We start from the raw sequence: 23,360 nt of genomic DNA on the forward strand, positions 1-23,360 counted from the left end.
GGTGAAATCATGAATGCCCGTCTCCCCGAAGTCTCGCCGGTGCCGGCCCGTCTCGCGCTGTTGCGCGACGCCATGGTCCGCGAGAACCTGGCCGCTTATCTCGTGCCGTCCGCCGATCCTCATCTGTCCGAATACCTGCCCGAACGCTGGCAGGCGCGCCGCTGGCTGTCCGGCTTCACGGGCTCGGTCGGCACGCTGGTCGTGACCGCGGATTTCGCGGGGTTGTGGGTCGACAGCCGCTACTGGGTGCAGGCCGACGCCGAGCTGGCGGGCACGGGCGTGCAGCTGATGAAGATGACGGGCGGGCAGCAGAGCGCACCGCACGTCGACTGGCTCGCGCAGAACGTGGCGGCCGGCGCGACGGTCGGGGTCGACGGCGCGGTGCTCGGCGTCGCGGCCGCACGCGGGCTGACGGCCGCGCTGAGCGCGCGCGGCATCGCGCTGCGTACCGACGTCGACCTGCTCGACGCGATCTGGCCCGAGCGGCCGGGGCTGCCCGGCGACGCGGTGTTCGAGCACGTGGCGCCGCAGGCCGACACGACGCGCGCGAGCAAGCTGGCCGAGGTGCGCCGCGCGATGCACGCGCACGGCGCGCAGTGGCATTTCGTGTCGACGCTCGACGATCTCGCATGGCTGTTCAACCTGCGCGGCGCCGACGTCAACTTCAATCCGGTGTTCGTTGCGCACGCAATGATCGGCGCCGAGCGCGCGACGCTGTTCGTCGCCGACGGCAAGGTGCCGCCTGCGCTGGCCGCGTCGCTCGCACAGGATGGCGTCGACGTCCGCGCCTACGACGCCGCGCGCGCGTCGCTCGCGGCGCTGCCCGACGGCGCGACGCTGCTGATCGACCCGCGCCGCGTGACGTTCGGCACGCTCGAGGCCGTGCCGGCCGGCGTGAAGCTCGTCGAGGCCGTGAATCCGTCGACGTTCGCGAAGTCGCGCAAGACGTCCGCCGAGATCGAGCACGTGCGCGTGACGATGGAGCACGACGGCGCCGCGCTCGCGGAATTCTTCGCGTGGTTCGAACAGGCGGTGAACCGCGAGACGATCACCGAGCTGACGATCGAGGAAAAGCTCACGGCCGCGCGCGCCCGACGCCCCGGCTATGTGTCGGCGAGCTTCGCGACGATCGCCGGCTTCAACGCGAACGGCGCGATGCCGCACTACCACGCGACGCGCGAGTCGCACGCGACGATCGCCGGCGATGGCCTGCTGCTGATCGATTCGGGCGGCCAGTACATGACGGGCACGACCGACATCACGCGCGTCGTGCCGGTCGGCACCGTCAGCGACCTGCAGCGGCGCGATTTCACGATCGTGCTGAAGTCGATGATGGCGCTGTCGCGTGCCCGCTTCCCGCGCGGCATCCGCTCGCCGATGCTCGACGCGATCGCGCGTGCGCCGATGTGGGCGGCCGGGCTCGACTACGGCCACGGCACCGGGCATGGCGTCGGTTACTTCCTGAACGTGCATGAGGGCCCGCAGGTCATTTCGCACTACGCGCCGGCCGAGCCGTACACGGCGATGGAAGAGGGGATGATCACGTCGATCGAGCCGGGCGTGTACCGTCCGGGCCAGTGGGGCATCCGGATCGAGAACCTGGTCGTGAACCGTGCGGCCGGAAAGACGGAATTCGGCGACTTCCTCGCCTTCGAGACGCTGACGCTGTGCCCGATCGACACGCGCTGCGTGCTGATCGAGATGCTGCACGACGAAGAGCGCGCGTGGCTGAACACGTATCACGCGACGGTGCGCGAGCGCGTCGGCCGGCATGTGAGCGGCGACGCGAAGGCGTGGCTCGACGCGCGTACGCAGCCGATCTGACGCAACGCACGGTAACGGCCGGATAGCGATCCGGTAACGATCGAACGACGGCCGGCCGATAACAGCGAGGGCAAGCAATGGCAGACACCGCGGTGATCGTGGTCGACATGCAGCGCGGGCTGGTGGAGCGGGCGCAGCCCGCGTACCGGCTCGACGACGTGGTGTCGGGCATCAACCGGTTGACGGCGGCGGCGCGCGCGGCGAACGCGCCGGTGTGCTTCGTGCAGCACGACGGCGACGCGGACGACGACGTCGTGCCCGGCACGCCGGGCTGGGAACTGCATGCGGGGCTGGTCGTCGGTCGCGACGACTGGCGCGTGCGCAAGCAGGCGAGCGATGCGTTTCACGACACGCCACTCGCGGCGCAGCTCGATCGCCACGGCATCCGCTCGGTGCTGATCTGCGGCTATGCGACCGAGTTTTGCGTCGATTCGGCCGCGCGCCGCGCCGCGCTGCTCGGCTACCGGACGACCGTCGTGTCCGACCTGCACACGACGAACGAGCGTGCCCACCTGTCGGCGGCGCAGATCGTCGCGCACCATCACTTCATCTGGAACAACAATTCGCTGTCGGGCAACGCGGTGACGCCGCGTCCGCTCGCGGACGTGCTCGCTACGGAGTTTGCATGACGATCAAGGCAGTGGTGTTCGATTTCGGCGGGGTGCTGATCGACTGGAGCCCCGAGTACCTTTACCGCGAACTGATTCCCGACGCCGCCGAGCGTCGCTGGTTCCTCACGCACGTGTGCGCGATGGACTGGGTCGTCCGCCAGGACGGCGGGCAGACGATCGAGGAAGGCACGGCCGAACTCGTCGCGAAGTTTCCGGAGCACGAAGCGCTGATCCGCGCGTTCTATGCGCGCTGGCACGAAATGATCGGCGGCGTGCTCGAAGAGGGCGCGGCGCTCGTCGACCGGCTGGAAGCGCAGGGGATGCCGCTGTTCGGGCTGACGAACTGGTCCGCGCAGACGTTTCCGTATGCATGGGACAACTTCCCGGTGCTGCGCCGCTTCAAGGACATCGTCGTGTCGGGCCGCGTGAAGCTCGTGAAACCCGATCCGGCGATCTACCGCGAGATGCATGCGCGGATCGAGCCGCACCTGCCCGGCATCGCGACGCACGAGCTCGTGTTCATCGACGACAACGCGCACAACGCGGCGGCCGCGACGGCGCTCGGCTGGCACGGCATTCATCACACGAGCGCGTCGGCGACCGAGGCGCGACTGCGCGAGCTGGGCGCGCTGGTGTAATCGACGGGGAAGCCACGCGGGATAAAAAAAGCGAGCCAAGGGCTCGCTTTTTCGTTGTGCTGTTCGGAAGTGGCCCGCTTCGGCATCCGGCCCCGCGTGATCGCGGCGCCGGGCGCCCGGGCCGCGCCGATCAGCGGCTGATCGGCTTGTAGCGCAGACGCTTCGGCTTCGCGGCTTCCTCGCCGAGGCGCGCACGCTTGTCGGCTTCGTACTCCTGGTAGTTGCCGTCGAAGAACGTGACCTGCGAATCGCCTTCGAACGCGAGGATGTGCGTCGCGATCCGGTCGAGGAACCAGCGATCGTGCGAGATCACCATCACCGAGCCCGCGAATTCGAGCAGCGCGTCTTCCAGCGCGCGCAGCGTTTCGACGTCGAGGTCGTTCGACGGTTCGTCCAGCAGCAGCACGTTGCCGCCCGAGATCAGCGTCTTCGCGAGGTGCAGGCGGCCGCGTTCGCCGCCGGACAGGTTGCCGACGATCTTCTGCTGGTCGCCGCCCTTGAAGTTGAAGCGGCCGATGTACGCACGCGACGGCGTTTCGTACTTGCCGACCGTCAGCACGTCGGCGCCGCCCGAGATTTCCTCGAACACCGTCTTCGAACCGTCGAGCGCGTCGCGGCTCTGGTCGACGTATGCGAGCTTCACCGTCGGGCCCATCACGACTTCGCCCGAATCCGGCTGTTCCTTGCCGGTCAGCATCTTGAACAGCGTCGACTTGCCGGCGCCGTTCGGACCGATGATGCCGACGATCGCGCCGGCCGGGATCTTGAAGCTCAGGTTGTCGATCAGCAGGCGGTCGCCGAACGACTTGCTGACGTTCTTGAACTCGATCACTTCATTGCCGAGGCGTTCGCCGGCCGGAATGAAGATTTCCTGCGTTTCGTTGCGCTTCTGGTATTCCTGGCTGCTCAGCTCCTCGAAGCGGGCGATACGCGCCTTCGACTTCGCCTGGCGGCCCTTCGGGTTCTGGCGCACCCACTCCAGTTCCTTCTTGATCGCCTTCTGGCGTGCCGATTCCGACGCTTCTTCCTGCTTCAGGCGCTCTTCCTTCTGGTCGAGCCAGCTGCTGTAGTTGCCCTTCCACGGAATGCCGTGGCCGCGGTCGAGTTCGAGAATCCACTCGGCCGCGTTGTCGAGGAAGTAGCGATCGTGGGTGACCGCGACCACGGTGCCCGGGAAGCGCACCAGGAACTGCTCGAGCCAGTCGACCGATTCGGCGTCGAGGTGGTTGGTCGGTTCGTCGAGCAGCAGCATGTCGGGCTTTTCGAGCAGCAGCTTGCACAGCGCGACGCGGCGCTTTTCACCGCCCGACAGGTGCTCGATCTTCGCGTCCCACGGCGGCAGGCGCAGCGCGTCGGCGGCCACTTCGAGCTGCTGCTCGGGGCTGCCGCCGTCGCTCGACGCGAGAATCGCCTCGTACTTCGCCTGCTCGGCCGCGAGCGCGTCGAAGTCGGCGTCCGGTTCGGCGTACGCCGCGTAGATTTCTTCCAGTTTCTTGTTCGCCTGGAACAGGTCGCCGAGGCCTTCCTCGACGGCTTCGCGCACGGTCTTCGTCGGATCGAGCTGCGGTTCCTGCGGCAGGTAGCCGATGTTCAGGTTCGGCATCGGCGTGGCTTCGCCTTCGATGTCCTTGTCGACGCCCGCCATGATGCGGATCAGCGTCGACTTGCCCGAGCCGTTCAGGCCGAGCACGCCGATCTTCGCGCCGGGAAAGAACGACAGCGAGATGTCCTTCAGGATCTGGCGCTTGGGCGGCACGATCTTGCCGACCCGGTTCATCGTGAAAACGTATTGGGCCATTTCGGTGTGAAAGTCAGAAGTGGTTGGGACGGCCGCGCAGCGCGCGGGCGTGGCGGCGTCGGGTGATTCGGTACGGAGCGTGCCGCGCGGGGCGCGGCGGTGCGAGCGCGTATTGTACTTCGCCGCCGGCTGCCGCTGGCGCGGTGCAGGCCATTCGGCCGATCTGCGCTCACAGCCACGCGGCGACGCCGCCGTGCCCCGAGCACGTGCCGCGCCGGTGACGGCTGAAGCTGTACGTGCCGTCGCGGCAACGTGCGCGCGCGCCGTCCGGCACGCGGCCCGATTTCGAATGGGCGGGCGCATGCACGGTTTCGCCGTCGCGGTTGCGATACGTGTCGTGACGGTCGAGATCGGCTTCGTTGCCGTAGCCGGGTGATGCGCGATATGCGTGCGCGGCAGGGGGCAACGCGGCGCCCGCGACGAACAGCGCGGCGGACAGGGTCGCGACATGGGTCGCACGGCGGAGCAGGGCACGCATGGTCTCTCTCGTTCGGTTCGTTGTTATCGAGGTCGGGCGATGTCGAACCGAACGCCCGCGCCGCATGTTGGCGGATCGGCGCGCCGCCGCGCGACGCTAGGCCGCGCCGGTCATCGACGCCGCGCCGTCGGCCTGCGCGGCATCGAGAATCCACCGGCGGAACGCGGCAACCTTCGGCCGTTCCGCGTGATGCGGCGGATAGACGAGGTAGTACGCGAAATCGTCGAGCCATGCGACGTCGGCAAGCTGCACGAGCCGGCCGCTCGCCAGCTCGCCGCGCACCATCGCGGCCGGCAGCAACCCGGCGCCCTGGCCGGCAACGATCGCCTGCAGCAGCAGGCCCGAATCGTCGAACGCCGGGCCGCGCGGCGGGCCGAAATCGTCGATCCGCTGCGCGCCGAACCAGATGTGCCAGCCCTTGCGTTCGGCGTCGTGCAACTGCGGCCAGCCGACGAGCTCGGCCGGCGTCGCCGGCATGCCGAGCCGCGCGACGAGGTCCGGCGACGCGAGCGCGACGATTTCCACCGTCAGCAGGCGTTCGCTGCACAGCCCGATGTAGCGCCCGAGGCCGTGGCGGATCGCGACGTCGACGCCGTCGCGCGCGAAATCCGCGAGCGCGTGGCTCGTGAGGACCTGCAGGTCGACGTCCGGGCAAGCCTGCCGGAACTGCGCAAGGCGTGGGACCAGCCACGCGGACGCGAAGAACGGCGTAACGCTCACCGTCAGCACGCCGCTGTCGGCGGCGCCCGACACGCGCTGCGACGCATCGGCGATCTGCCGGAACGCGTTGCGCACGGGCGGCAGGTAGTCGCGGCCGGCGGCCGTCAGCAGGATGCCGCGGTTCACGCGCTCGAACAGTTGCACGCCGAGGTGCGTCTCGAGCGTGCGGATCATCTGGCTCACCGCGCCGGGCGTGACCGACAGCTCCTCGGCCGCCGACTTCACCGACAGGTGGCGGGCGGCGGCTTCGAACGCGCGCAACGCGTTGAGCGGCGGCAGGCGGGAACGATTCATTCAGTTTTTCTAAAGCGAAAGGTCGACGAAATATCGTTTGAGACGACGCGTATGCGCGCGTACCGTTGACGCAACGGATCGCCTGTTTCGCGGCTGCCTGTCGGGTGCCGATCGGCGGCCGATGCGATCAACATAGTTCAACTATATCCACGGGGCAATCCGGACCGCCGCCCGGCAGCCGGTGGAACCCGAAAGGAGCATCGTCATGAACCGCCCGGGCGCGTCACGCGTTTTCCATGGCTGGTACGTGGTGGCGGCCGCGTTTGCCGTCACGTTCGTCGGGTTCGGCAGCGCGTATACGTTCAGTGCGTTCGTCGAATCGCTGCAGCGGGATTTCGCCGCGTCGCGCGGCCAGATCTCGCTCGTGTTCTCGCTCGCCGGCTTCCTGTACTTCGGCTTCGGCATCGTCAGCGGGCCGCTGGCCGATCGTTTCGGCTCGCGGCGGCTCGCCGTCGCCGGGATGCTGCTGACCGGCGCGGGGCTCGCGGCGGCCGGCGCGGCGCATACGCTGCTGCAGGTCTATGTCGCGTACGGGCTCGGTGTCGGGTTCGGCGTCGGCTGCGCGTACGTGCCGGCCGTCGGCGCGGTTCAGCGCTGGTTCGTGCGCCGGCGCGGGTTCGCGTCGGGGCTCGCGGTCGCGGGGATCGGCGTCGGCACGCTGGTGATGCCGCCGCTCGCGTCCGCGCTGATCGCGCAGGTCGGCTGGCGCAGCGCGTATTTCACGCTCGCCGCGCTCGTGATCGTGCTGGGAGCCGGCATGTCGCTGCTGATCGAGAACGACCCGCGCGGGCGGGGGCTGTTGCCGGACGGCGATGTCGCCCCGGACGGCGACGGCCGGAATGGCGGGGCTTCCCCGGCCGCGGCCGCGAGCGTACCAGCCGGCGCGACGGTACGCGAAGCCGTCACGTCGCGGCCGTTCGCGAGCCTCTACGCGGCCTGCCTCGTCTGTTCGTTCGGCGTATTCGTCCCGTTCGTTCACCTCGTGCCGTACGCGCTCGATCACGGCGTCGCGCCGTCGACGGCCGTGCTGCTGCTCGGCGCGATCGGCGTGGGCAGCACGGCCGGCCGCTTCTTCCTCGGCGGCCTGGCCGATCGCTTCGGCCGCCGCGCGTCGCTGCTCGCGATGTTCGCCGGCATGGCCGTTGCGCTCGTCGCATGGGCGGGCGCCGGAACCGTCGCGACGCTGGCCGGGTTCGCGCTCGTGTTCGGCGTGTTCTACGGCGGCTGGGTCGCCGTGCTGCCGGCGGTCGTGATGGACTATTTCGGCGGGCGCAACGTGAGCGCGATCATCGGCATCCTGTACACGAGCGTCGCGTTCGGCACGCTGATCGGGCCGGCCGCCGCCGGCTTCATTTACGACGCGGGCGGCGGCTATCTCGTACCGATCCTCGCGAGCGCCGCCGCGAATGCGATCGCGTTCGCGATCGTCGCGACCACCGGGCGTGCGCCGGCCGCCGCGCGTGCGGCCGGCGGATAGTGCCACCCGGCTGGGCGCGCCGCGCGATTTCCGGTAGGGTGGCCGGACCGTCAACCATCGACGCACGGTCGGGGAGGCATCGTGACATTCGACGAAGTCCGGCAGATCGCACTGGCGTGGCGTGGCGTCGAGGACGGCACGTCGTACGGCACGCCCGCGCTCAAGGTGAAGGGCAAGGTGCTCGCGCGGCTGCGCGAGGACGGCGACACGCTCGTCGTGAAGGGCGTCGGCCCCGACGAGCGTGCATGGCTGATCGAGTCGGCGCCCGACGTGTATTACGTGACCGATCACTATGTCGGCTGGCCGATCGTGCTGGTGCGCCTGTCGGCCGCGCATCCCGACGCCGTGAAAAACCTGCTTCTGCGGGAATGGCGCGCAATCGTGCCGGCGAAGTGGCGGGACGAAGCCGCCCGCGACACGCACTGAATCGCGCCCACCCCGCGCGCGATGCAGCCTGCCGAACCGGATCAAGCGTTGCATCGGTTCGTATCGATGCAACGAGTGGTTCCATCGAAATTCTTCAATTGGTTCTTAGTGAAGAACCGTTTGATGCTTACACTCCTTCGCTTCGAAGGCGGCTGACGACAGCCGACGGAACGGGCGTACGCGATGCGCCGGCGCCCGGTGCGCCGCATCGCACCCGCAGCTTCGCAGACTGCGCGGGCGACCCGACCGGAACGGCCCCATCCGGCCCATGCCCGCGTGCGACGCACCCGCGGCCGCGACCGGATTCAAGAACGACAACTCCCCGCGCCGCCTTCACGCGACACCCGGTCGTACCGGAACCGTTTTTTGGAGAGAGACAGATGAGTGGAAGCAACACAGGCCTCGGCACTGGCCTGAAGCAGCGTCACGTAACGATGATGTCGATTGCCGGCGTGATCGGCGCGGGCTTGTTCGTCGGCTCCGGCCACGCGATCGCGGAAGCCGGGCCGGCATCGATACTCGCGTATGCGATCGCGGGCGTGCTGGTCGTGCTGGTGATGCGCATGCTCGGCGAAATGGCCGTCGCGCATCCGGACAGCGGGTCGTTCTCGACCTATGCCGATCGCGCGATCGGCCACTGGGCCGGCTTCACGATCGGCTGGCTGTACTGGTGGTTCTGGGTGCTGGTGATCCCGATCGAGGCGACCGCCGCCGCGACCATCCTCAATGCGTGGTTCCCGGGCATCGCGACGTGGATCTTCGCGCTCGGCATCACGCTGCTGCTCACCGTCACCAATCTCTTCTCCGTCAAGAACTACGGCGAATTCGAATTCTGGTTCGCGCTGATCAAGGTCGTCGCGATCGTCGTGTTCCTGTGCATCGGCGGTGCGGCGATCGTCGGCATCATTCCGGCGCCGGCCGTGTCGGGCGTGTCGAACCTGTTCGTGCACGACGGCTTCATGCCGCACGGCGCGAGCGCGGTGCTCGCGGCCATGCTCACGACGATGTTCTCGTTCCTCGGCACCGAGATCGTGACGATCGCGGCCGCCGAATCGGACAACCCGCAGCGCCAGATCGTGCGCGCGACGAACTCGGTCATCTGGCGTATCACGCTGTTCTATCTCGGCTCGATCCTCGTCGTCGCGGCCATCGTGCCGTGGAACGACCCGCTGCTGCCGAAGCACGGCTCGTATCAGCGCGCGATGGAGCTGATCGGCGTCCCGAACGCGAAGGCGATCATCGACGTGATCGTGCTCGTGTCGGTCGCGAGCTGCCTGAATTCGGCGCTGTACACCGCGTCGCGGATGCTGTTCTCGCTGTCCCGGCGCAAGGACGCGCCCGCCTTCCTGCATCGCACCGATTCGACCGGCACGCCGCGTGCGGCCGTGCTTGCGTCGACCGCGTTCGGCTTCCTGACCGTGATCGCGAACTACCTGATGCCGGAGCAGGTGTTCGGCTTCCTGCTCGCGACGTCGGGCGCGATCGCGCTGCTCGTGTATCTCGTGATCGCGATCTCGCAACTGCGGATGCGCAAGACGCTCGAATCGGGCGGCGCGGACCTGACGCTGCGGATGTGGCTGTTCCCGTGGCTCACGTGGGCCGTGATCCTGTTCATCTGCGGCACGCTGACCGTGATGTTCGTCAGCGAGGAGCACCGGATGGAAGTCGGCGCGACGGCCGTGCTGGCGTTGATCGTGCTGTTCGCGTCGTGGCTGAACAAGCGCGGCCGCGATGCGCGGGCGAACGCGGGGCGCCGGGTGTCGGCGACGTGATCTGATCGCGTGATGTAGCGGCGGGGCGGGAGCCTCGCTCATGAACATGGCCTGACCGGCATCTGCCGGCCGGGCCATTTTGCTTTCGACGACGGACGGATGCCGTTGCGAGTACCGGCCGCGCGGCATCGATATTGGGCGACGCACGCTGCTGCGTGCCGACGGGAACGTCGTCTGGCGAAACGATCGTCGCCTATACTCGACGAGAAGAAAAATCGCGGGGGTGGGCGATGGGGACGGTGCACGGATCGGGCAGTCGCGCGGTCGACGCGCGGCGCGTCGGCACGTATGCAGCCGCGGTACTCGCGCTGCAGATCGTCGTTCTGGCTGTCTGGGCGATGAGGTACTACGGCTGGCACGATCGCTCGTCCCCGATGGTCGGCTCGGACTTCGCGATTTTCTGGGCGGCGGCCCGTGTCGCGATCGAGCACGGCGCCGCGGCGATCTTCTCGCCCGGGTGGATGCAGCCGATCGAAGCCGCCCTGCGGCCGTTCGACGACTTCGCTCCGTGGCCGTATCCGCCGACGTTCCTGCTCGTCATCCTCCCGTTCGGCCTCGTGCCGTTCGCCTTCGCGCTCGTGGTGTTCGCGACACTGCAGATCGCTTGTTATGCGGAGGTCGTCGCGCGTGTCGTGCGCCCGCTCGACACGCAACTGCGCGTCGCGATTGCCGCATTTCCGGGGCTGCTCGGCGCGGCGCTCACGATGCAAAATTCCTTCATGACGGTCGCGGCGGCGGCCGCGGCGCTGCTCCTGCTCGAATCGAGCCCGGTTCTGGCGGGCGCATGCATTGCGGTGCTGATCGTGAAGCCGCAATTCGGCGTGCTGTTCCCGTTGGCGCTCATCTGCGGGCGCCACTGGAAGGCGTTGATATCGGCCGGCGCGTTCAGCGCCGGCATCGTCGCGGTGTCGCTGGCGGCGTTTGGCGTGCGGGCGTGGGCCGCGTTTTTCGCGTTCATGCCGGCGTTCCACCACAACGTGGTCGAGTACGGCGACACGCTTCGGCGGGCCATGCCGTCGACGATCTCGCTCGCCCGGGCAGCCGGGCTGTCCGTCGGGCCAGCCTATGCCGTGCATGCGGTCGTCGGGGTACTGGCGGTCGCGGCGGTCGTCGACGTCTGGATTCGCCGCTCGCGCTTCGCGCTCCGCGCCGCCGCGCTCGCCGCCGGTACGCTGCTCGTGCAGCCTTACTATGTGTACTACGACCTGCTCTGGCTGGTGTTGCCGGTTGCATTCCTGCTGCTGGACGCGCGGAACGTCCCGTTGCGCCGAGCCGAGATCGTGATCGTCGTGCTGGCCTGGCTCGCGCCGGCGCAGGCCTTCATCGCGGTGATCAGCGGCACGGGTTGGCCGGTCGCGTCGGCGATGCTGGTCGCGCTGCTCGCGATGATCGTGCGCCGGAGTCGCGCGCCGGCGCCGGTGGCTGCGTAGCGGTTGCCGGGTGAGCGCATGTTGCTGCAGTCGGTCGACCCGAGCGGAACGATGCCGGGCGCATGAAACAGAAAACCCCTTGCGGCGCCGAGGCCGCAAGGGGTTTTCCGTGTATTGCCGTACTACGCCTGGGGTGATTCGCTCAGACGTTGAACAGGAAGTTCATCACGTCGCCGTCGTGCACGACGTATTCCTTCCCTTCCGCGCGCATCTTGCCGGCTTCCTTCGCGCCTTGCTCGCCCTTGTACGTGACGAAGTCGTCGAACGCGATCGTCTGCGCACGGATGAAGCCGCGCTCGAAGTCGGTGTGGATCACGCCGGCCGCTTGCGGAGCGGTATCGCCGATGTGGATCGTCCACGCGCGCACTTCCTTCACGCCGGCGGTGAAATAGGTCTGCAGGCCGAGCAGCTTGAAGCCCGCGCGGATCACGCGGTCGAGGCCCGGCTCTTCCATGCCCATGTCGGCGAGGAATGCTTCCTTGTCCGCGTCGTCGAGATCGGCGATTTCCGCCTCGATCGCCGCGCATACGGCGACCACCGGCGCGTTTTCGCTTTCCGCGTACTTGCGCACCGCCTCGAGGTGCGGGTTGTTCTCGAAGCCGTCGTCCTTCACGTTGGCGACGTACATCGCCGGCTTCGCGGTGATCAGGCAGAACGGCTTGATCAGCGCCTGTTCGTCGTCCGACAGCGCGAGGCCGCGCACGGCCTTGCCCTGGTCGAGTTGCGCGCGCACCTTTTCGAGCACCGCGACGAGCTTCGCCGCTTCCTTGTCGTTGCCCGACTTCGCCGCCTTCGAATAGCGCGTGAGCGCCTTCTCGATGGTGCCGAGGTCGGCGAGCGCGAGTTCGGTGTTGATCACTTCGATGTCGTCGATCGGGCTGACCTTGCCGGCGACGTGAATGACGTTGTCATCCTCGAAGCAGCGCACGACGTGCGTGATCGCATCGGTTTCGCGGATGTTCGCGAGGAACTGGTTGCCGAGGCCTTCACCCTTGCTCGCGCCCGCGACGAGGCCCGCGATGTCGACGAATTCGACGACGGCCGGCACGACACGCTCCGGCTTGACGATCTCGGAGAGCGCCTTCAGGCGCGTATCGGGCACTTCGACGATGCCGACGTTCGGCTCGATCGTGCAGAACGGGTAGTTCTCGGCGGCGATGCCGGCCTTGGTCAGCGCATTGAACAGGGTGGACTTGCCGACGTTGGGCAAGCCGACGATGCCGCATTTGAGACTCATGGAATCCTTCGGACGGGTGAGGCGGCGCGGCCGGACAGGGCACGGCGGCGCGGGAAAAAAGGGGCGGCCGGCGCGTGGAGCGCGGCGGGCCGACGGTCAAAGACGCTATTGTACCGTGCCGGCGCCCCGGATTCCGGGCTTGCCGCCGAACGGCCGATGCGGCGGGCCGCCGCGCGGGCGCACCGGCCCGCGATTCTGCTGATTTCCCGCAAAGTCCGGCCGCGTAAGGGTTTGGCCCCGCGGCTATAATGCCCGCCATGACTGCCCACCACTCCTTCGACGTCGCCGTGGTCGGCGGCGGGCTCGTCGGCAAGACGGCCGCGCTCGCGCTGACCCAGTCCGGCTACAAGACAGCCTTGCTCGCCCAGCCGGCCACGCCGCGCCCCGCCGATCTCGCGTTCGACACGCGGGTCTACGCGCTGTCGTCCAGTTCGCAGGCGTTGCTCGAGCGGCTGCGGGTCTGGCAGGCGCTCGACCACGGCCGGCTCGCGCCGGTCTACGACATGCGCGTGTATGGCGATGCGCATGCCGAACTGCATTTCTCCGCCTACCAGGCGTCCGTGCCGCAGCTCGCCTGGATCGCCGAATCCTCGCTGGTCGAGGCGTCGCTCGACGCCGCGCTGCGGTTCCAGCCGAACCTGACGTGGTTCGATGCGCGTGCGCAGGGCTTCGACGTGCGCGACGACGCGGCCGTGCTGACGCTGTCGTCGGGCCAGGTGCTCGAGGCCGATCTCGTCGTCGGCGCCGACGGCGCGCATTCGTGGGTGCGCTCCCAAATGGGGGCCAGGGTAGAGCGACGCGACTACCGGCAAACGGGCGTCGTCGCGAACTTCAAGGCATCGCTGCCGCACCGCGAGACCGCGTACCAGTGGTTCCACGAAGGCGAGATCGTCGCGCTGCTGCCGCTGCCGGACGGCCACGTGTCGCTCGTGTGGTCCGCGCACACCGCGCATGCCGACGCACTGCTCGCACTCGATCCGGCGCAGCTCGCGGCCGAGGTCGAGCGCGTGTCGCACGGCCAGGTCGGCACGCTCGAATGCGTGACGCCGGCCGCCGGCTTCCCGCTGGCCCTGCAGACGGTCGACAAGCTGATCGCGCCGCGTGTCGCGCTGGTAGGCGATGCCGCGCACCTGATTCACCCGCTCGCGGGGCAGGGGATGAACCTCGGGCTGCGCGACGTCGCCGCGCTCGCCGACGCGATCGCGGGCAAGGAAAGCTTCCGCAATCTCGGCGATACGGTGCTGCTGCGCCGCTACGAACGTTCGCGCCGCGAGGACATTCGCGCGCTGATGGTCGCCACCGACGGCCTGCAGCGGCTGTTCGCGGTGCCGGGCTCGCTCGCGAAGGCGGTGCGCAATGCGGGCATGGCGTTCGTCGGCGCGCAGCCGCTTGTGAAGCGCTGGCTCGTGTCGGCCGCGCTCGGCTGAGCGAACCTTCCGCCGCCGCGCCGGTCGGAGACGGTTCCGTTACGGCGTACACTGTGCCGTGCACTCCGATTGAGCTGAAGGAAGATTTCAATGAAAAAAACGATCCGCATCGCGTCGCTGGCGCTGGCCGTCACGATGGCGACGCTCGGCTGCACCGCGCAGGCCGACCAGACCACCGACAAGCTGAAGGCCACGCTGCAAGCCCGTCTCGGCAACGACGCGCCGATCAAGAGCGTGTCGAAATCGCCGGTCGCAGGCCTTTACGAAGTGAACCTCGGCTCGCAGATCATCTATAGCGACGCGGCGGGCGACTACGTGCTGCTCGGCGATCTCGTCGACGCGAAGACGCACAAGAACCTGACCGACGCCCGCCTGTCCGAAATCAACAAGATCGACTTCGCGAGCCTGCCGTTCGCGAATGCGATCAAGATCGTCAAGGGCAACGGCGCCCGCAAGATCGCGGTGTTCTCCGATCCGAACTGCCCGTACTGCAAGAAGCTCGAGACGACGCTGCAGTCGGTCGACAACGTGACCGTCTACACGTTCCTGTACCCGGTGCTGTCGCCGGATTCGACCGCGAAGTCGAAGGCGATCTGGTGCGCGACCGACCGCGCGAAGACGTGGGAAAGCTGGATGCTCGACCATCGCGCGCCGTCCGGCGCCGGTACCTGCGACACCACCGCGCTCGACAAGAACCTTGCGCTCGGCCGCGGGATGAACGTCACGGGCACGCCGACGATCTTTTTGCCGGACGGTCGCCGCCTGCCGGGCGCGGTATCGGCCGACCAGCTCAACCAGGCGCTCGCCTCGAGCAAGTAACCGACTGCACGCCGGGCGCAGCGCCCGGCCAGCGAGGGGCGCCCGCATGATCTGCCGGCGCCTCTCTTCGTTTTCGCCGCCGTATTCGACCGACCGATTGCCACGATGACCCAGCCGATCCGCTATTCGATTGTCCCGAAAGATCTTGCCGCGCACCTGTTCGAAGTGACGGTGACGGTTGCCGATCCCGATCCCGAAGGCCAGCGTTTCTCGCTGCCGGTATGGATTCCGGGCAGCTATCTCGTGCGCGAATTCGCACGCAACATCGTGACGCTGCGTGCGTTCAACGACGCGGGCCGCAAGGTGCGCATCGCGAAGACCGACAAGCACACGTGGCAGGCCGCGCCCGTGGCCGGCGCGCTGACGCTGCGCTACGACGTGTATGCATGGGATTTGTCGGTGCGCTCCGCGTATCTCGACGAATCGGGCGGCTTCTTCAACGCGACGGCGGTGTTCCTGAGCGTCGCCGGTCGCGAGGACGCGCCGTGCGAAGTCGACATCGCGAAACCGGCCGGTGCCGCGTTCCGCACGTGGCGTGTCGGCACCGCGCTGCCCGAAGCGGGCGGCACCCGGCGTTACGGTTTCGGCGCGTATCGCGCGGCGAACTATGACGAGCTGTCCGACCATCCGGTGACGATCGGCGAATTCGCGCTCGCGACGTTCGACGCGCACGGCGTGCCGCACGACATCGTGATCGCCGGGCGCGTGACGCAACTCGACCTGGAGCGGCTGCGTACCGATCTGAAGCGTGTGTGCGAAGCGCAGATCGCGCTGTTCGAGCCGAAGTCGAAAAAGGCGCCGATGGACCGCTACGTGTTCATGACGCTCGCGGTCAGCGACGGCTACGGTGGCCTCGAGCATCGCGCATCGACCGCGCTGATCTGCAACCGGACCGACCTGCCGGTGAAGGGGCGACCGGAAACGACGGAAGGCTATCGCACGTATCTCGGTCTCTGCAGCCACGAGTATTTCCACACGTGGAACGTGAAGCGCATCAAGCCGGCGGCGTTCGTGCCGTACGACCTCACGCGCGAGAACTACACGTCGCTGCTGTGGCTGTTCGAGGGCTTCACGTCGTATTACGACGACCTGATGCTGGTGCGCAGCGGGCTGATGTCGCAGGACGACTATTTCGCGGCCCTCGGCCGCACGATCGGTGGCGTGCTGCGCGGCACGGGCCGGCTCAAGCAGAGCGTCGCGGAAAGCTCGTTCGACGCGTGGATCAAGTACTACCGCCAGGACGAGAACGCGACCAACGCGATCGTCAGCTATTACACGAAGGGCTCGCTCGTTGCGCTGGCGTTCGATCTCGCGATCCGCGCGCGGACGCGCAACCGGAAGTCGCTCGACGACGTGATGCGCCTGCTGTGGCAACGCTACGGCCGCGACTTCTATCGCGGCAAGCAGGCGGGTGTGGACGAAAACGAAGTCGAGGCGCTGATCGAGGAGGCGACGGGCATCGCGCTCGGCCGCCTGTTCGCCGACGCCGTGCACGGCACGCGCGACCTGCCGCTCGGCGAACTGCTCGCGCCGTTCGGCGTGACGCTGGCCCCCGAGGTCGCGACCGGCGCGGCCGCGAAGCCGACGATCGGCGCGCGCCTGCGGGGCGGCGCGGACTGCACGTTGGCGGCGGTCTACGAAGGCGGCGCCGCGCATCGCGCGGGGCTGTCGGCCGGCGACACGCTGATCGCGGTCGACGGGCTGCGCGTGACGGGCACGAACCTCGATGCGCTGCTCGCACGCTACCGGCCGGGCGACAAGGTCGAGATTCACGCGTTCCGCCGCGACGAGCTGCGCACCGCGAAACTGAAGCTCGACGGCCCGGAAGTCACCCGCTACCGGCTGACGGCGGCCGCGAAGCCGGCTGCGGCCACGAAGGCCCGCGAAGCCTGGCTGAAGGGGTAATCGTACGCAAGCGGGTAGCGGGGCACGATCGGCGATTGTTCTGTTGTTGCAACAATCCGTCGCCCTGAACCCGCTTTTTCGCGGTCATGTGGCCACGCACAATGGCGTCACTCGCGCTACCGAAGCGCAACCCCACCCGGAGCCTGACATGACGACCATTCTGCAAATCAATTCCGCCGCGCGTTCGCAAGGTGCGCAATCCACGCTGCTGTCCAACGAACTGACGGCAAAGCTGCAACAATCGAACCCCGGCGCGAACGTCGTGGTCCGCGACCTGCTGGCCGATGCGCTGCCGCACCTCGACGAATCGGTGCTCGGCGCGTTCTTCACGCCGGCCGACAAGCGCACCGCGGAACAGAATGCGATCGTCGCGAAGAGCGATGCACTGATCGCCGAACTGCAAGCGGCCGACATCATCGTGATCGGCGCGCCGATGTACAACTTCGGCATCTCGTCGCAACTGAAGACGTACTTCGACTGGATCGCCCGCGCAGGCGTCACGTTCCGCTATACCGAGAACGGTCCGGAAGGCCTGATCAAGGGCAAGAAGGTTCACGTGGTGACGGCGCGCGGCGGCAAGTACCTGGGTACGCCGAACGATAGCCAGACCCCGTACCTGCGTTCGTTCCTCGGCTTCATCGGCCTGACCGACGTGAATTTCATTCACGCGGAAGGCCTGAACCTCGGCCCGGACGCGCAGAGCGCCGCGCTGGCCAGCGCACGCGAAGCGATCGCCGCCGCGTAACGCGTCAGGTCGATGCGGGTGCGATGCACCCGCTGCGTCGCCCGATGAAAAAACGCCGCGTCCTTTCGGGGACGCGGCGTTTTTGCATTCGGCCGGCGAACTCGCCGCAACCGAGGCCGTTACGCGAGCGTTTCGGCTACGTCCGGCAGGCGCCAGTCGATCGGTTCGCGGCCGGCAGCGGCCAGATAGTCGTTCGCGAGCGCGAAATGGCGGCAGCCGAGGAAGCCGCGGTGCGCGGACAGCGGCGACGGATGCGGCGCTTCGAGCACGCAGTGCGCGTTCGCGTCGAACAGCGCGCGCTTGGCCTGCGCGTGCGCGCCCCACAGCATGAACACGAGCCCGCGATGACGGCCGGCGAGCTCGCGGATCAGCGTGTCCGTGCATTGCTCCCAGCCGCGCTTCGCATGGCTCGCGGCCGCGCCGCGCTCGACCGTCAGCACGGTGTTGAGCAGCAGCACGCCCTGGCGTGCCCACGTGTCGAGGCAGCCGTGACGCGGCGTGTCGTGACCGAAGTTCGCGGCGATTTCCTTGAAGATGTTGCGCAGCGACGGCGGCGTGCGGACGGCCGGCGGCACCGAGAACGCGAGGCCGTGCGCCTGCGGCGTGCCGCGGTCGTCGCCGTGGTACGGGTCCTGGCCGAGGATCACGACCTTCACGTCGTCGGGATGCGTCAGGCGCAGCGCGCGGAACACGTCGGTCGGGTAGACCGTCTTGCCGGCCGCACGCTCTTCGTCGACGAAGCGGCACAGCGGCGCGTACGCGTCGCTGTCGGTGAACGGTTTCAGCACGTCGCGCCAGACGGCCGGCAGCGCGTCGAATTGCGCGGCGAGATGCGGTACGTCGGCGGCAACGGGCCGCGGGGCCGCGGCGGGCGGAGCCGGCTCGGGCATGGGCACGGGCGCCGGGGCAGCGGTTTTCTTCGCGGGTTTGCGCCCGGCCGCAGGCGGCTCGGAAGCCGCGGACGGAATATCGGCCGGTGCCGTTTCCGGCACGGGATCGTCGAACAGCGACGCCTGTTGCGGCGCGCGGGAAGTCTTGCGGGTTGCCATGCGTGATGCGAGTTTATTGCGCGCGCAGCCGGTAGCCGCGCTGCGCCTTGCTGATGTTTTCGGGAACGAGGCCCGGCAGCGCCTGCTGCAGTTCGGCGGCGAGCGTCGCGAGCGCCGTTTCCGGGCCGTCGATCAGTTCGAGTTCGATTTCGCTGATCGGTTCGCGGCGCGTTTCGTGTTCCGCCTGGACGACGATCTCGCCGAGGTCCACCGCGGCCTCGACGGTTGCGCCGCCGATTGCGATGCGCCACAGCGTACGCGAAAAATCCGTGCGGAACAGCGCGTGCAGCGCGCCGGCCGCGTCATTGAGCGCGGCGGCGGCTTTCGGCACGTCGCAGGCCGCGACGAGCGCGTCGATTTCGAGCGCGTCGCCCGCGACCGGCAGCTCCCATTCGTGGCGGCTATGCAGGCCGCCTTCCGCGCTGCCGACCGTCTTGAACGTCTGCAGCCAGCCGTCCGGCGTGCGGCGCACGCGCACCGCGCTCTTCGAGCGCGCCAGCGCGAGATCGGGCGTGTCGTAATAGACGTTCGCGAGCGCGATGGCACGGCCGGGTTCGCCGGTCAGCGTCTCGAAGAAGCGGCGCGCGGCGTCGGCCTGGCCGGCCGGCAGCGCGAGCTTGATTTCCTGTTCGATCGCCATCAGAAGAACATCCGTGCGAGTTCCTCGCCCGGCTGGTCGGCGCGCATGAACGCCTCGCCGACGAGGAACGTGTTCACGTTCGCCGCGCGCATCGTGTCGACGTCGGTGCGCGACAGGATGCCCGATTCGGTCACGACGATGCGATCCGCCGGAATCATGTCGAGCATGTCGAGCGTGGTCTGGATCGACGTCTCGAACGTGCGCAGGTTGCGGTTGTTGATGCCGAGCAGCGGCGTCTTCAGCGTCAGCGCCTGTTCCATCTCGTGGCGGTCATGCACTTCGACCAGCACCGCCAGGCCGAGCGAGTGCGCATACGCTTCGAGATCCTGCATCAGCGGCGTGTCGAGCGCGGCGGCGATCAGCAGGATCGCGTCGGCGCCCATCGCGCGGGCTTCGACGATCTGGTACGCGTCGACGATGAAGTCCTTGCGCAGCACCGGCAGCGTGCAAGCCGCGCGCGCTTCCTCGAGATAGCGGACGCCGCCCTGGAAGAACTGCTCGTCGGTCAGCACCGACAGGCACGCGGCGCCGTGCGCCGCATACGAGCGCGCGATGTCGGCCGGCACGAAGTGCTCGCGCAGCACGCCTTTCGACGGGCTGGCCTTCTTGATTTCGGCGATCACGGCGGCGTTGCCGGCCGCGTGCTTCGCGCGCAGCGCACCGACGAAGTCGCGGAGGTCGCGCGCGGAGGCTTCCAGTTTCAGTGCCTCGAGCGGCGTGCTGCGCAGGGCCGCCGCGATTTCTTCGCGCTTGACGGCGATGATTCGGTCGAGAATGTCGCTCATAGGGGTTCCTGCTGGATTCGTAAGAGGGTCAGCGCTTGAATTGCTGCGTGAAGCGCACGAGTTCGTCGACCTTCGCGCGGGCCTTGCCGCTCGCGATCGCTTCGCGGGCGAGCTGGATGCCGTCCGCGATCGATTCGGCGATATTGGCCGCGTAGAGCGCGGTGCCCGCGTTCAGCGTGACGATCTCGCGCGCGACGCCCGGCTGGTTGTCCAGCGCGCCGAGCAGCATCGTGCGCGATTCGTCGGCATTTTCCACCTTCAGCGTGCGGTTCGACACCATCTGCAGGCCGAAGTCCTCCGGATGGATCTCGTATTCGTGCACCTTGCCGTCGCGCAACTCGCCGACGAGCGTCGCGGCGCCGAGCGACACCTCGTCCATGCCGTCCTTGCCGTACACGACGAGCACGTGCTGCGCGCCGAGACGCTGCATCACGCGCACCTGGATGCCGACGAGGTCGGGGTGGAACACGCCCATCAGCTGGTTCGGCGCGCCGGCCGGATTGGTCAGCGGGCCGAGGATGTTGAAGATCGTGCGCACGCCGAGTTCGCGGCGCACGGCCGCGATGTTCTTCATCGCCGGGTGATGGTTCGGCGCGAACATGAAGCCCATGCCAGTTTCGGCGATCGATGCGGCGACTTGCTCCGACTGCAGGTCGATGTTCACGCCGAGCGCCTCGAGCACGTCGGCGCTGCCGGACTTGCTCGATACGCCGCGGTTGCCGTGCTTCGCGACCTTCGCGCCCGCGGCCGCCGTGACGAACATCGACGCGGTCGAGATGTTGAACGTGTGCGAGCCGTCGCCGCCGGTGCCGACGATGTCGACGAAATTCGAGTTGTCCTGCACCTCGACGTGGTTCGCGAATTCGCGCATCACGGTCGCGGCGGCGGCGATCTCGCCGATCGTCTCCTTCTTCACGCGCAGCCCGGTGATGATCGCGGCCGCCATCACGGGCGACAGGTCGCCGCGCATGATCAGCCGCATCAGGTGCAGCATTTCGTCGTGGAAGATCTCGCGGTGCTCGATCGTGCGCTGCAGCGCTTCCTGCGGGGTAATCGTCATCGTGCGTCTCCCGTCAGGCAGCCGGTGCGGCGGCATGGGCCGCTGCGCGATGCTGCTTCAGGAAATTCTCGAGCAGCGCATGGCCATGCTCCGAGAGAATCGATTCCGGGTGGAACTGCACGCCTTCGACCGGCAGCGTCTTGTGGCGCACGCCCATGATCTCGCCGTCGTCGGTCCACGCGGACACCTCGAGGCAGTCGGGCAGCGATTCGCGCTCGATCGCGAGCGAGTGGTAGCGCGTCACGTCGAAATGCTTCGGCAGGTCGGCGAACACGCCGCGGCAGTCGGTTTCGATCCGGCTCACCTTGCCGTGCATGATGGTCTTCGCGCGCACGACGCGGCCGCCGAACGCTTCGCCGATCGCCTGGTGGCCGAGGCAGACGCCGAGGATCGGCTTTTTGCCCGCGAATTCGCGCAGCACGTCGAGCGTGATGCCCGCGTGTTGCGGATTGCTCGGGCCGGGCGACAGGCAGATGGTGTCGGGGTTCAGGCGCGCGATGTCGTCGAGCGTGATTTCGTCGTTGCGGTAGGTACGCACGTCCTCGCCGAGTTCGCCGAAGTACTGGACCAGGTTGTAGGTAAACGAGTCGTAGTTGTCGATCATGAGCAGCATGGTCAGTCTCCGGTCAGAAGTCGCTATCGAGGCCGTCCTGGACCTGTTCGGCCGCACGCAGCACCGCGCGCGCCTTGTTCTCGGTCTCTTGCCATTCGGATTCGGGCACCGAATCCGCGACGACGCCGGCCGCCGCTTGCACGTACAGGTTGCCGTTGTGGATCAGGCCCGTGCGGATCGCGATCGCGAGATCCATCTCGCCCGAGAACGACAGGTAGCCGACCGCACCGCCGTACAGCCCGCGCTTGACCGGCTCGAGCTCGTCGATCAGTTCCATCGCGCGCACCTTCGGCGCGCCGGACAGCGTGCCGGCCGGGAACGTCGCGCGCAGCACGTCGTAGTTCGTCATGCCGGGCTTCAGCTTGCCTTCGACCGAGCTGACGATGTGCTGCACGTGCGAGTACTTCTCGATCACCATCTTGTCGGTCACCTGCACCGAGCCGATTTCCGCGATGCGGCCGACGTCGTTGCGCGCGAGGTCGATCAGCATCACGTGCTCGGCGATCTCCTTCGGATCGTTGAGCAGCTCGGTCGCGAGTTCCGCGTCGCGCTCGGGCGTGTTGCCGCGCGGGCGCGTGCCGGCGAGCGGGCGGATCGTGACGATCTGGTCTTCGCCGCGTTTTTCCTGGCGCACCAGGATTTCCGGCGATGCGCCGACCACGTGGAAATCGCCGAAGTTGTAGTAATACATGTACGGCGACGGATTCAGCGAGCGCAGCGCGCGGTACAGCGACAGCGGATTGTCGCGGTACGGCTTCGTGAGTCGCTGGCCGACCTGGATCTGCATCAGCTCGCCGGCCGCGATGTATTCCTTCGCCTGGCGCACGGCGGCCAGATAGTCGTCCTTCTTGAATTCGCGGAACGTCTCGGTGCGCACGCTCGCCGACGTGACGGGCGGCTGCACGGTCGTGCGCAGGCGCTGCTTCAGTTCGCGCAGGCGGTGTTTCGCCTTCGCATACGCTTCGGGCTGGCCCGGGTCCGCGTAGATGATCAGGTAGAGCTTGCCGGCAAGGTTGTCGATCACCGCGACTTCTTCGGTCAGCAGCAACTGGATGTCGGGCAGGCCGAGATCGTCGCGCGGCGCGGTGTTCGCGAGCTTCTTCTCGATGTAGCGCACCGCGTCGTAGCCGAAGTAGCCGGCGAGGCCGCCGCAGAAACGCGGCAGGCCCGGGCGCTGCGCGACCTTGAAGCGCGCCTGGAACGATTCGATGAACTGGAACGGGTCGCCGTCGTGCGTCTCGACGACCTGGCCGTCGCGCACCACTTCCGACACGCCGTTGCGGGTGCGCACGAGCGTGCGGGCCGGCAGGCCGATGAACGAGTAGCGGCCGAAACGCTCGCCGCCGACCACAGATTCGAGCAGGAACGAGTTGGCGCCCGCCCGTTCGGGCTGGGCCAGCTTCAGGTAGAGGGACAGCGGCGTTTCGAGATCGGCGAGGGCTTCCGCGATCAGCGGGATGCGGTTGTAGCCTTCGTTCGCCAGCGATTGGAATTCGAGTTCGGTCATGTTCCGGTCCTGTTCGGGACGAGCGGCGCGTGCGCCAGGGATCACTTGACGCTGCGCGGGTGGCCGTCGGCGAAAGGGCGGTCGATCGAGAAGTGCCTGTTGCCG

21 protein-coding genes are annotated in these 23,360 nt (G+C 68.0%); 11 read left to right on the forward strand and 10 right to left on the reverse strand.

Features of this window, described 5'->3' with window-relative positions:
- Positions 1–9: 9 nt before the first annotated feature.
- From AP428_RS15630 to AP428_RS15640, 3 genes are all read left to right on the forward strand, one after another.
- Positions 10–1,824 (forward strand): aminopeptidase P family protein, encoded by a 1,815-nt coding sequence (locus tag AP428_RS15630; protein ID WP_006477060.1) that lies wholly within the window; start codon positions 10–12, stop codon positions 1,822–1,824.
- A 77-nt stretch (positions 1,825–1,901) separates the two neighbouring features.
- Positions 1,902–2,453 carry a cysteine hydrolase family protein gene (locus AP428_RS15635; protein ID WP_011546544.1) on the forward strand — a complete coding sequence of 184 codons (552 nt, stop codon included), beginning with the start codon at positions 1,902–1,904 and terminating at the stop codon, positions 2,451–2,453.
- Positions 2,450–3,073 carry an HAD family hydrolase gene (locus AP428_RS15640; RefSeq protein ID WP_054928319.1) on the forward strand — a complete coding sequence of 208 codons (624 nt, stop codon included), beginning with the start codon at positions 2,450–2,452 and terminating at the stop codon, positions 3,071–3,073. Before AP428_RS15635 ends, AP428_RS15640 begins: the two co-directional genes overlap by 4 nt.
- 130 nt (positions 3,074–3,203) lie before the next feature.
- Here the strand turns inward: AP428_RS15640 and ettA are convergent, their stop codons facing one another.
- The 3 genes from ettA to gcvA all read right to left on the reverse strand — a co-directional run bounded on the left by ettA (position 3,204) and on the right by gcvA (position 6,363).
- Complete coding sequence (gene ettA, locus AP428_RS15645) at positions 3,204–4,871, reverse strand: energy-dependent translational throttle protein EttA (protein ID WP_006494122.1); 1,668 nt, start codon at positions 4,869–4,871, stop codon at positions 3,204–3,206.
- 169 nt (positions 4,872–5,040) lie between these two features.
- Positions 5,041–5,349 carry a DUF3761 domain-containing protein gene (locus AP428_RS15650; RefSeq protein ID WP_054928320.1) on the reverse strand — a complete coding sequence of 103 codons (309 nt, stop codon included), beginning with the start codon at positions 5,347–5,349 and terminating at the stop codon, positions 5,041–5,043.
- A 96-nt stretch (positions 5,350–5,445) separates the two neighbouring features.
- Positions 5,446–6,363 (reverse strand): transcriptional regulator GcvA, encoded by a 918-nt coding sequence (gene gcvA / locus AP428_RS15655; protein ID WP_054928321.1) that lies wholly within the window; start codon positions 6,361–6,363, stop codon positions 5,446–5,448.
- Positions 6,364–6,568: 205 nt separating this feature from the next.
- Between gcvA and AP428_RS15660 the strand changes: the two genes are divergently transcribed.
- From AP428_RS15660 to AP428_RS15675, 4 genes are all read left to right on the forward strand, one after another.
- Entirely contained in the window at positions 6,569–7,840 is a 1,272-nt protein-coding gene (locus tag AP428_RS15660) for an MFS transporter (RefSeq protein ID WP_054928322.1), read from the forward strand.
- Between the two features lie 81 nt (positions 7,841–7,921).
- Complete coding sequence (locus AP428_RS15665) at positions 7,922–8,266, forward strand: MmcQ/YjbR family DNA-binding protein (protein WP_054928323.1); 345 nt, start codon at positions 7,922–7,924, stop codon at positions 8,264–8,266.
- A gap of 380 nt (positions 8,267–8,646) precedes the next feature.
- Positions 8,647–10,038, forward strand: a complete 1,392-nt coding sequence (gene gabP / locus AP428_RS15670) for a GABA permease (RefSeq protein ID WP_054928324.1) — start codon at positions 8,647–8,649, stop codon at positions 10,036–10,038.
- Positions 10,039–10,268: 230 nt separating this feature from the next.
- Positions 10,269–11,468, forward strand: coding sequence for a glycosyltransferase family 87 protein (locus AP428_RS15675; protein WP_054928325.1), 1,200 nt, complete (start codon positions 10,269–10,271; stop codon positions 11,466–11,468).
- 142 nt (positions 11,469–11,610) lie between these two features.
- On the opposite strand, the gene ychF is transcribed toward AP428_RS15675, so the two are convergent.
- Positions 11,611–12,705, reverse strand: a complete 1,095-nt coding sequence (gene ychF, locus AP428_RS15680) for a redox-regulated ATPase YchF (RefSeq protein ID WP_006477050.1) — start codon at positions 12,703–12,705, stop codon at positions 11,611–11,613.
- A 248-nt stretch (positions 12,706–12,953) separates the two neighbouring features.
- Between ychF and AP428_RS15685 the strand changes: the two genes are divergently transcribed.
- From AP428_RS15685 to AP428_RS15700, 4 genes are all read left to right on the forward strand, one after another.
- Entirely contained in the window at positions 12,954–14,132 is a 1,179-nt protein-coding gene (locus tag AP428_RS15685; RefSeq protein ID WP_027809355.1) for a UbiH/UbiF family hydroxylase, read from the forward strand.
- Between the two features lie 90 nt (positions 14,133–14,222).
- Entirely contained in the window at positions 14,223–14,951 is a 729-nt protein-coding gene (locus tag AP428_RS15690; RefSeq protein WP_006477048.1) for a DsbC family protein, read from the forward strand.
- Positions 14,952–15,056: 105 nt separating this feature from the next.
- Positions 15,057–16,856: a M61 family metallopeptidase gene (locus tag AP428_RS15695; protein WP_054928326.1), complete on the forward strand. Its 1,800-nt coding sequence runs from the start codon at positions 15,057–15,059 to the stop codon at positions 16,854–16,856.
- 148 nt (positions 16,857–17,004) lie between these two features.
- Positions 17,005–17,601 carry an FMN-dependent NADH-azoreductase gene (locus AP428_RS15700; RefSeq protein WP_006477046.1) on the forward strand — a complete coding sequence of 199 codons (597 nt, stop codon included), beginning with the start codon at positions 17,005–17,007 and terminating at the stop codon, positions 17,599–17,601.
- A gap of 119 nt (positions 17,602–17,720) precedes the next feature.
- Here AP428_RS15700 and AP428_RS15705 read toward each other — a convergent pair whose 3' ends face one another.
- The 6 genes from AP428_RS15705 to trpE are packed head-to-tail and all read right to left on the reverse strand — an operon-like array spanning position 17,721 to position 23,255.
- Positions 17,721–18,650 carry a uracil-DNA glycosylase gene (locus AP428_RS15705; protein ID WP_054928327.1) on the reverse strand — a complete coding sequence of 310 codons (930 nt, stop codon included), beginning with the start codon at positions 18,648–18,650 and terminating at the stop codon, positions 17,721–17,723.
- A gap of 13 nt (positions 18,651–18,663) precedes the next feature.
- Positions 18,664–19,290: a CYTH domain-containing protein gene (locus AP428_RS15710; protein ID WP_054928328.1), complete on the reverse strand. Its 627-nt coding sequence runs from the start codon at positions 19,288–19,290 to the stop codon at positions 18,664–18,666.
- On the reverse strand, positions 19,290–20,075 hold the full coding sequence (trpC, locus tag AP428_RS15715) for an indole-3-glycerol phosphate synthase TrpC (protein WP_054928329.1): 786 nt from the start codon (positions 20,073–20,075) through the stop codon (positions 19,290–19,292). The genes AP428_RS15710 and trpC overlap by 1 nt, the downstream gene beginning before the upstream one ends.
- A 28-nt stretch (positions 20,076–20,103) precedes the next feature.
- Entirely contained in the window at positions 20,104–21,135 is a 1,032-nt protein-coding gene (gene trpD, locus AP428_RS15720; RefSeq protein ID WP_006477042.1) for an anthranilate phosphoribosyltransferase, read from the reverse strand.
- Positions 21,136–21,148: 13 nt separating this feature from the next.
- The gene (locus AP428_RS15725) at positions 21,149–21,748 is read right to left on the reverse strand and encodes an aminodeoxychorismate/anthranilate synthase component II (protein WP_006477041.1); all 600 of its coding nucleotides are present in this window, start codon (positions 21,746–21,748) and stop codon (positions 21,149–21,151) included.
- 13 nt (positions 21,749–21,761) lie between these two features.
- Complete coding sequence (gene trpE / locus AP428_RS15730) at positions 21,762–23,255, reverse strand: anthranilate synthase component I (RefSeq protein WP_006477040.1); 1,494 nt, start codon at positions 23,253–23,255, stop codon at positions 21,762–21,764.
- Positions 23,256–23,360: the final 105 nt, after the last annotated feature.

Origin of the sequence: Burkholderia sp. E168m22, assembly GCF_001319805.1 — a bacterium.
GTDB classification, from domain to species: Bacteria; Pseudomonadota; Gammaproteobacteria; order Burkholderiales; family Burkholderiaceae; genus Burkholderia; species Burkholderia orbicola.